We start from the raw sequence: 7,732 nt of genomic DNA, 5'->3' as shown, positions 1-7,732 counted from the left end.
CCCCCAACAACACCCACCCCCAAACCACCAAAAAAAAAAAACCCCCCCAAACAACCCCAACAAACAACCACCCCCCCCCCCCCCCCCCACCCCCCCCGCCCCCCCCCTTCATTGGTTGTTTGGCGGTCTCCGCAAACAGGCTGCATAGGCGACGGCCCGCGCGGCCGCTGGCATCACGGGGATTGGGGCCGGCCGACCGTCGGGAGGATGGAACGGCCCGGATCCTTAGCGCTCAGGCTGCTCTTTTATGCGCCCCGATATGATCGCTGCTGCCTGCTTTACGGCCAGTACGGCATGCTCAACGTCAACGTCGCGCCGCTCCTTCTCGTGCCACGCAACGCCTACGCTACCGAGCGCTGTCTTCTGATCGGTCAGCACGGGCGCAGCCACGCTGAAGACGCCGGGATTGAACTCTCCCTTTGTTAGCGAAAATCCGTCCTTCTTTATCTCTCCCAGCGAGGCCCGGAACTCACTCCACGTACCGCCAAGGCCTGCCGCCTCGATCTCCTTGCGCTGCCGCGGGTAAACAGCTTTTAGCCGGTGATGAGGGAGGTAGGCCAGGATGACCTTCGACACGGCGCCCTGGAATAACGGGCGCCGCTGACCTCGGCTGAATCGGTTTTCAGGGCTCAGTGGAGCGCGGGCCTCGCCAACACACAGAACTGAGTCGTGATATGCGGTGCACAGGAGGGCGGAGTGTCCGATTTTCCCCACCAGGTCCTCCAGTACGCCGTGACTGGCCAGAAGCAGCGGGTCTGTCAAACGGATTTGGAGATCCATTTCGATGATCCCCGGCCCAAGTGAGTAATAGCCGTTACGGACGGAATTGAGCAGCCCCGCATCATGGAGTGTCTTGATGTAGCGGTATCCCGTAGACCTGGACGTTTCCAAAGTTTCGATGATGTCAGCCGTGGACCAGACAGGGGCCGACTCGCTGAAGAGCTGGAGGACGTGAAGCATCTTTGCCAGGCTGCTGGCACTGTCCGGGTTAGCTGGCACCTCACCGGCGACAGAAGGCGAAGGGGTTGCTCTCATGACTTAAGTCCACATCCTTCAGTTCGTAGCCCGGCTGACGGCCCAGCATTGGTAATTTCGTTGACAAAGTCTCATAATACAGGATATCCTCAAATCTCACTCCAGAAACTGTGACCGGCGGCACACGAGCTTACGAGTCAAGGCAGAGCCGGCAGTTTTATCTCAGCCGCATCGGACCACTCACCCGGTTGCGTCGAGAAGGAGCACTTCATAACTTACCGTCGTGTTCGCGCCGATGTAGACCGAACACTAATTCAAAGGTAGTAAGACGCATGACCGAACAACGTTGCTCGAACCCTCCCAGGACTCACACCGATAGCTCGGCGGAGCAAACACGTATGTTCTCCGTTCCAGCATTGCTCTTCCCCGGCTTCATTTCGGGCACCACACAACAAGGAGGCGTGGTCTGATGAAAACGCACGATCATTCCACAGCGGGCTCACCCAACGTACCGGCGCCCAGCGGCATTTCCCACGCAGATCCGAAGCAGGTCAAGCGTGCGGCCTTCGCGGGCGTGACGGGCACTTCGCTTGAGTACTACGAGTTCTACATTTACGGCTCAGCTGCAGCGCTGGTATTCCCGCAAGTATTCTTCCCGAGCTCTAACGTCTTCATCGCCACACTCCTCTCGCTCGCAAGCATTGCGGTGGTGTACGTCGTCCGCCCGATCGCGGCTGCGGTACTCGGCCACTTCGGCGACAGGGTGGGACGCAAGAAGCTCCTGCTGTTCACGCTTGTCCTGATGGGCTCATCGACGTTCTTGGTGGGCTGTCTGCCAAGCTACGACACGATCGGAGTCTGGGCTCCCATCCTTCTGGTGATGCTGCGTGTTCTCCAAGGGATTTCCGTAGCCGGCGAACAAGCCGGCTCGAGCACACTGACATTTGAGCATGCCCCGGAAGGGCGCCGCTCCTTCTACACCAGCTTCACGCCAATGGGTACTTCCGGTGGCTTCCTCCTGGCCACTGCTGCGTTTGCCGTCGTCGCCGGGCTTCCCAACGAGATCCTCTTCTCGTGGGGTTGGCGCATTCCCTTCTGGGCGAGTGTGATTCTCCTGATCGTGGCATTCATCGTCCGCCGCCGCATCATCGAGCCGGAAGTTTTCACCGAGGTCCGCGAAAACGCCGCCGAACAGACCAAACGAGAGCCGTCGCCCGTGCTCACGTTGTTCCGCACCCAGCCGAAAGCACTTGGACGCGTTGTACTTATGGCCTTCTTCTCCATCATCTTCGCTATCCCCCCGGTCTTCGGCCTGGCATTCGCCACCAGCCCAGCGGTCGGCGTTCCCAGGGATACGATGCTCTGGATCTCGGTGGCACAGTTTGCAGTAGCGCTCTGCTGCTACCAGTTGTTCGGCACCCTGGCAGACCGGTTTGGCCGGAAGCCTGTGTTCCTGACCGGCGTCATCGGCAGTGCAGTGCTTGTGTACCCGTTCTTCATGGCGATCATGTCCGGCGAGGTCCTCATGATCCTTCTGGCCTCGATCGCCCTGAATGGCATCTTTGCCATTGCTTGCAACGCGATCTTCCCCGCGATGTTCGCCGAACAGTTCAACATCAAGTGCCGTTTCACCGGCATTGCCATCGGCATGCAGGTAGGAACCGCCATCACGGGCTTCACGCCGACCATCGGATGGGCGCTCGTTGGCGACGGAGGCACTAACTGGGTGCCCGTAGCGGTCATTATGACGGTCTTCTGTGGCCTGTGTGCACTTGGGGCGCTTCTTTCCCCCGAGACCTACCGCACTCCGACGACCGAACTCGGCGTCACCACCGGCAAGCGCAATTCCGTTTCTAAGAAAACGGCTGTTTCTGCCTAGAAAATCGGGGTGGGTCCCACTGCGGCTGTCGGCCGCGGTGGGACCCACATCGTCGTTTCGACCGCTCCTGGAGAGCCGACTCAGATCGGCAGCCCAGCACCAGCCCTTACAGGGGGTAGGTTGGATCTTCTTCAGTCCGAGTCCGAGTCTTTGTTTGGCCCCTGCGAGGCGGTGGTCGTTGATTGTGAACGGGCATTGCCATGGAGACTCTCATATCCCGGACGTGGACACCGCACGAATGCACGAATGCCGAGAACAGCCACGACAGGGGTGGCATACGCAGCGTTGCCGCATCTGGCTTCGGGCTCGCAACAGCCGGGTTTCGCGGAACGTTGCCAAAGAACTGCCGTTACCAGCCACGGCCGACACCTTGTTCGCACCGAACGGGGCTTACCTTCAGGCACACCAGTCCGAAACTTCGCGGTACGGCTCCCCTACCAGCACGGTCCACATGCTTTGGGACGAGGAGCTTTCCCTGAGTGTTCCACAGCCCGTCAACAAGTAGTTCTAGGTGGCAGCGGGTTGTCCGGCCTGCACAGAACGCCTGTCTCCGGGCAGGCGCTGGTCAACGGCCAAATCGATGCCTGGCCGTGGATGGATTTCCAATGGGGCGGGTACACCGCGGTTGGGGAACTTAAGGCGAGCTTGCAACGACCAGGAGCCTGCCAGTCAAGGTCTCGCATTCGATCGCGCTCTTCCTGCCGGCGACTATCTGAAGTTGCCTGGAAGGCTGGATCAGAGGCTTTGGAAACTGCCGGCGCACCTTAGTCTAGGCAGTTTGTGACACTTGCCCATCCAACATTGCGCTAGCGATGATGCAAATTTCTTCCTCGGCGATCTGGCTTCACAAAATGTCGACCGCCCGCACCAGCAACCGAGGCCGGGTGCTCAGCGCCGGGATCGATCACCACAGGGCTCTGCATGTGGCGGGCGCATCCCGACACAAAGGGACAGCCTTTTGCCAGCCACGAGACCTATCAGCACTGTGCTTCTGCGCGGCATCACGGACGCCAGGGCAACTCAGATTCCCCGCCGTCGATGTTGAAGCAGATTTCAACAATTACATCGAAGTTATCCACCTTCCATGTACCCTGCCAATGAAAATTGGGACTGCTCATGCCACGAGCAGTCCCAACTAAGGCAACGAGTCCCCGAAAAACATCGGGCCGGATAAAGGCGACCCTTCGCCAGCAAGCAAACACGAGATTGAAGCAAGGGGGGAGAGGATTCGGTTCAGAACTCAGCCTGGTGTGTAAATGTTCCAGCACCTAGTCACGGGGCGCTGAAAAGCCTGATGACATGGCAAGTGTTCCACCATCTACGGGAAGAGCGATCCCGCTGATTTCACGCGAATGCTCGGAAGCCAGGAAAGCGATCGACTGGGCAATATCGTCCGGCTGCGCGCCGCCACCAAGCGGAATCCGCTCCACTCGCTGCCGCATAAGTTCCGGATTTGCTTCCGCAATGCTCTTGGAGAGTTCCGTCCACGTAAACCCGGGACAGACGCAGTTGACCCGGATGCCATATTGCGCCCAGTCCACAGCCAAGGCCTTAGTCAGTCCGATGACGCCGTGTTTGGCGGCGACGTACGATACCGAGTTTGGCATTGCGGCCAGAGCCGCTCCAGACCCGACATTGACGATCACTCCACTGCGGCGAGGAATCATCGACGCCACGCCAACGGCCTGGGACCAAAAAAACGAACCGGATAGAACGACATCGAGCTCGCGTCGCCAATGTTCCTCCGTGAGTTCCCGCGCTGGCACGGTCCTCTGCGTCGCGGCGTTGTTGATCAGGACGTCGATACGGCCAAACTCAGCCATGATTTGGTCGACGTTCTCGGAGACACTTTTACTTTGGCTGACATCCCCAACCACCGCATAGGCTCGTCCGCCCTCTCGCTGAACCGTCTCGACAGCGGCCGATACAGCTGTCCTGTCCAAGTCGCAGATCACCGTTTGGGCGCCCTCGCGCGCAAGAAGGCTTGCCGTAGCAAGACCTATGCCTCGCGCACCGCCGGTTATCACGACAACTTTGTCCGTGAATCTCATCGATCTCCTCCATCTAGAGTCACTATGAATCTAAGCACCACCCTCAGGTGTGATGCAGCAACGTCAGCTACCGCGCTGCCCGAATTCCTCCCGGGCCCACAGCAAAGCCTCCACGACCGGAACCAGACCCAAACTGGTGCCTAGCATGAGGAGGACAGCTTGCTCAACGTCGGCCTGGCCGGCCCCTGATTGCATAGCTCTTGTGCAATGCGAGCGGAAAGCGCTCTCGTTGCCCGTTACAGCAAACCCGACCAGAAGGCACAACTCACGTTGCTTGGGCTCCAAGGTGCCGTGAGCGTTGGCGGCATCCAGCAACGCCCGAAATGCCTCCGCTGACGGTGAGGAAACTTCCTGGAGCCGTCCTATGTTTGACACGACTCGTCCTCCTGTCGTTTGGCCCGCCGGCCGGGTCCCTGCCGTGGTCGACCCAGTCGAGGCCCGCAGAATGATGTCGTCACCCCAACAGGGGCTTGGGCGCCAGAGGTTGCTTACTCCAAAAATCAGGATCATGCCCCACAAAGACTAGGGACCCGCTCCGATGGAGGGCCCGGAGCGACTCGAGTGACCGTAGATACGATTCAGGATCTTCCGTTACGGAGATGTCAGGAAGCTTGTCATCCGCGGTGAGGGTATCAGCCATGTAGCAGGCATCCCCGGCGAGCACGGCGACTCCACCGGCATGACGGACGTGCAAGGACTGATGCCCAGGAGTGTGACCTATCGTGGGGGTGAGGACAACGGACCCGTCTCCAAAGACGTCGCGTTCGCCCTCGACCAGATCCATTGTCTGCCCTGTGTGGAAGTCGACCTTACGATAACCAGCCTTATCTGCTGGTGCGTTGCTGGCCGCTTCCCATTCGTCCCGCTGAACCATGACGGTGGCCTGCGGGAACAGCACATTCCCTCCACAATGGTCATAGTGCAAATGCGAATTCGCAACTAGCCGGACGCTGTCTGGGTCGAACCCCGCATTGCGCATTTGGGTAGGAAGTTCCTCTTCCGGCGAGAAGTGGAACTCGACTGGTTTAAGCGCTTCAGCGGGAAAATAAGAGGCAACATCCTCGTACACAAGGCGGTTGAAGCCGGTGTCGAAGACAAACAACCCCGTTGGATGTTCGATGACAAATGCTGGAATCGGGATGGTGATTAGCCCTGTTGTCCCGGCGATCATCCGCTCCTTGGGAATGGTGTGGTGACCGCAGATGAAAGCATAGACACGGGGATAAACGGGGGAGGTCATCGTGCACCGCCTTCGGGACGAAGGAGAGCGGCAAAAGTTGAGAGATCTTCGATGTGTTCAAGCCCCATTACGGCTTCGATGGCGGCCTCGGCCGCCTGGGGACTAAGGACTCCGTCGGCGTTATGCCGGAACTTCTCCAGAAGTTCCTCCGTCGTGGTGTACGTCGCAGGATCCGGTGAGGAGCTGCCCTTGGGGTAGGAGCGTTCGCCAACGAAGGTCTTACCCCGGGCCGAAAGTTCCACGCGGGCAGGTCGAGCCAGCGGATCCCCGTTGACGGCGCTTCCCCAATCTGGGTGCGCCCGCCACTCAACTCGGGACATCAGAGCGAGTACGGAAGGATCAAAGACAACGGCAGGATCCTGCCAGTCCTTGCCGGGCCGGATCCGGTGAGCAGCTACTGAGATCCCATGCGCAAAGCTGAACTGAGCGTCGTAGGGCTTATCGATCACCCGGTTCACGTAGACGGGCACTTCGGCGGACCAAGCTTCGCCGTAGGCGACGATCGAATCAATCTCCTCGACCTTGATGTCGTTTTCATGAATAACCTGAATGACCGTGTCAAGTGTCGCGTGGGAGGTTCGCGTCTGCGTGTAGGGCTTGAACGAGGTTGCCGCCGGGAAGCGCCATTCGGTGCCGAGCCGCTCCGAGAGACCGGACGGATCCCAGCGCTTGCTCCCGACAAGACCGGGATATCCGAATTCCTCATCGTCGAGCATCAGCGTGTTACCGCGATGGCCCAGCTCAGCCATGTACGCAGCTGTCAGCGCTGTCATTACGAGCCCTCCACCCAGACCGTATTTGACGGTGGTGATTGGAACGTGCATCTGCCAGGGGCGCAGGGAATTGACCGGTGACGTGCCCCCGGCAATTCCCAGGGCTTCCCTGGTTGCAGTCTCTGACATGTCCTTCATCATTGATGCTGCAGCCGTCAGCCCGAAGACCATGCTTGAGTAGCCGAACACCCGGGGCGTATTCGGGACACCATCCTTCGTTACATCTCGAAGGTCGTCCATGGACTTCGATAGGCGGAAGCTCATCTCCAAGCAGACCGCCACAGCCGACAGGAGACGCGCCCCTGAAAGGCGGCGGCTCTCACCCAGGGCGAGGGTGAGAGGGAGTGCATACGGGGCAACGTGGGCAGGGAGATTGATCGGCGCCAGATCCAGCGCGGTGATCAGCTCCGAATTGGCGAAGGCCGCACCATGGACCGATGTTCGCTCCCGCTGACCAATAATCGTCGCTTCGTTCCCGGATGCGCCCAAGATACGACCGTAATCGATGCCAACTCGACCATACTCACTCGAGGTGGCAGCGAGACCGCACCCAAGGGCGTCCAACAGGATTCTTTTAGTTTCGCTCACAACCTCAGCGGGCGGCGGCGTGGCTACGTTGCCTTGTGCGAAGGCTGCAAAATTCTCGACATTCGTCGGTGACACGGTATTTCCCTTCAATCGGACCCTGAACTGACGGCTGCTGTCCTCAGGATGTGTGTGGCTTGTGTTGTGGGTCAACTGCTGTGGGTGTAGCCGCCATCGCAGGCGATGGTTTGGCCTGTGATGAAGGACGATGCCGGTGTGGACAGGAAGA

The 7,732-nt window shown here is 59.4% G+C and carries 6 protein-coding genes; 1 reads left to right on the top strand and 5 read right to left on the bottom strand.

The features are described from left to right. Positions 1 to 225: 225 nt before the first annotated feature. Complete coding sequence (locus tag LN996_RS23020; RefSeq protein ID WP_231343406.1) at positions 226 to 1,035, bottom strand: IclR family transcriptional regulator; 810 nt, start codon at positions 1,033 to 1,035, stop codon at positions 226 to 228. A gap of 409 nt (positions 1,036 to 1,444) precedes the next feature. Between LN996_RS23020 and LN996_RS23015 the strand changes: the two genes are divergently transcribed. Then, positions 1,445 to 2,854, top strand: a complete 1,410-nt coding sequence (locus LN996_RS23015) for an MFS transporter (protein ID WP_231343405.1) — start codon at positions 1,445 to 1,447, stop codon at positions 2,852 to 2,854. 1,268 nt (positions 2,855 to 4,122) lie between these two features. On the opposite strand, the gene LN996_RS23010 is transcribed toward LN996_RS23015, so the two are convergent. From LN996_RS23010 to LN996_RS22995, 4 genes are all read right to left on the bottom strand, one after another. After that, positions 4,123 to 4,905, bottom strand: a complete 783-nt coding sequence (locus tag LN996_RS23010; protein WP_231343404.1) for an SDR family NAD(P)-dependent oxidoreductase — start codon at positions 4,903 to 4,905, stop codon at positions 4,123 to 4,125. Positions 4,906 to 4,968: 63 nt separating this feature from the next. Continuing rightward, entirely contained in the window at positions 4,969 to 5,280 is a 312-nt protein-coding gene (locus LN996_RS23005; protein WP_231343403.1) for a carboxymuconolactone decarboxylase family protein, read from the bottom strand. Between the two features lie 79 nt (positions 5,281 to 5,359). Further along, positions 5,360 to 6,145: an N-acyl homoserine lactonase family protein gene (locus LN996_RS23000; protein ID WP_231343402.1), complete on the bottom strand. Its 786-nt coding sequence runs from the start codon at positions 6,143 to 6,145 to the stop codon at positions 5,360 to 5,362. Continuing rightward, positions 6,142 to 7,581: an MmgE/PrpD family protein gene (locus LN996_RS22995; RefSeq protein WP_231343401.1), complete on the bottom strand. Its 1,440-nt coding sequence runs from the start codon at positions 7,579 to 7,581 to the stop codon at positions 6,142 to 6,144. The genes LN996_RS23000 and LN996_RS22995 overlap by 4 nt, the downstream gene beginning before the upstream one ends. Between the last annotated feature and the right edge of the window lie 151 nt (positions 7,582 to 7,732).

This window comes from Arthrobacter sp. AK01, from assembly GCF_021109375.1.
Classification (GTDB): domain Bacteria; phylum Actinomycetota; class Actinomycetes; order Actinomycetales; family Micrococcaceae; genus Arthrobacter.
This window is presented reverse-complemented; position numbering and strand designations above follow the sequence as displayed.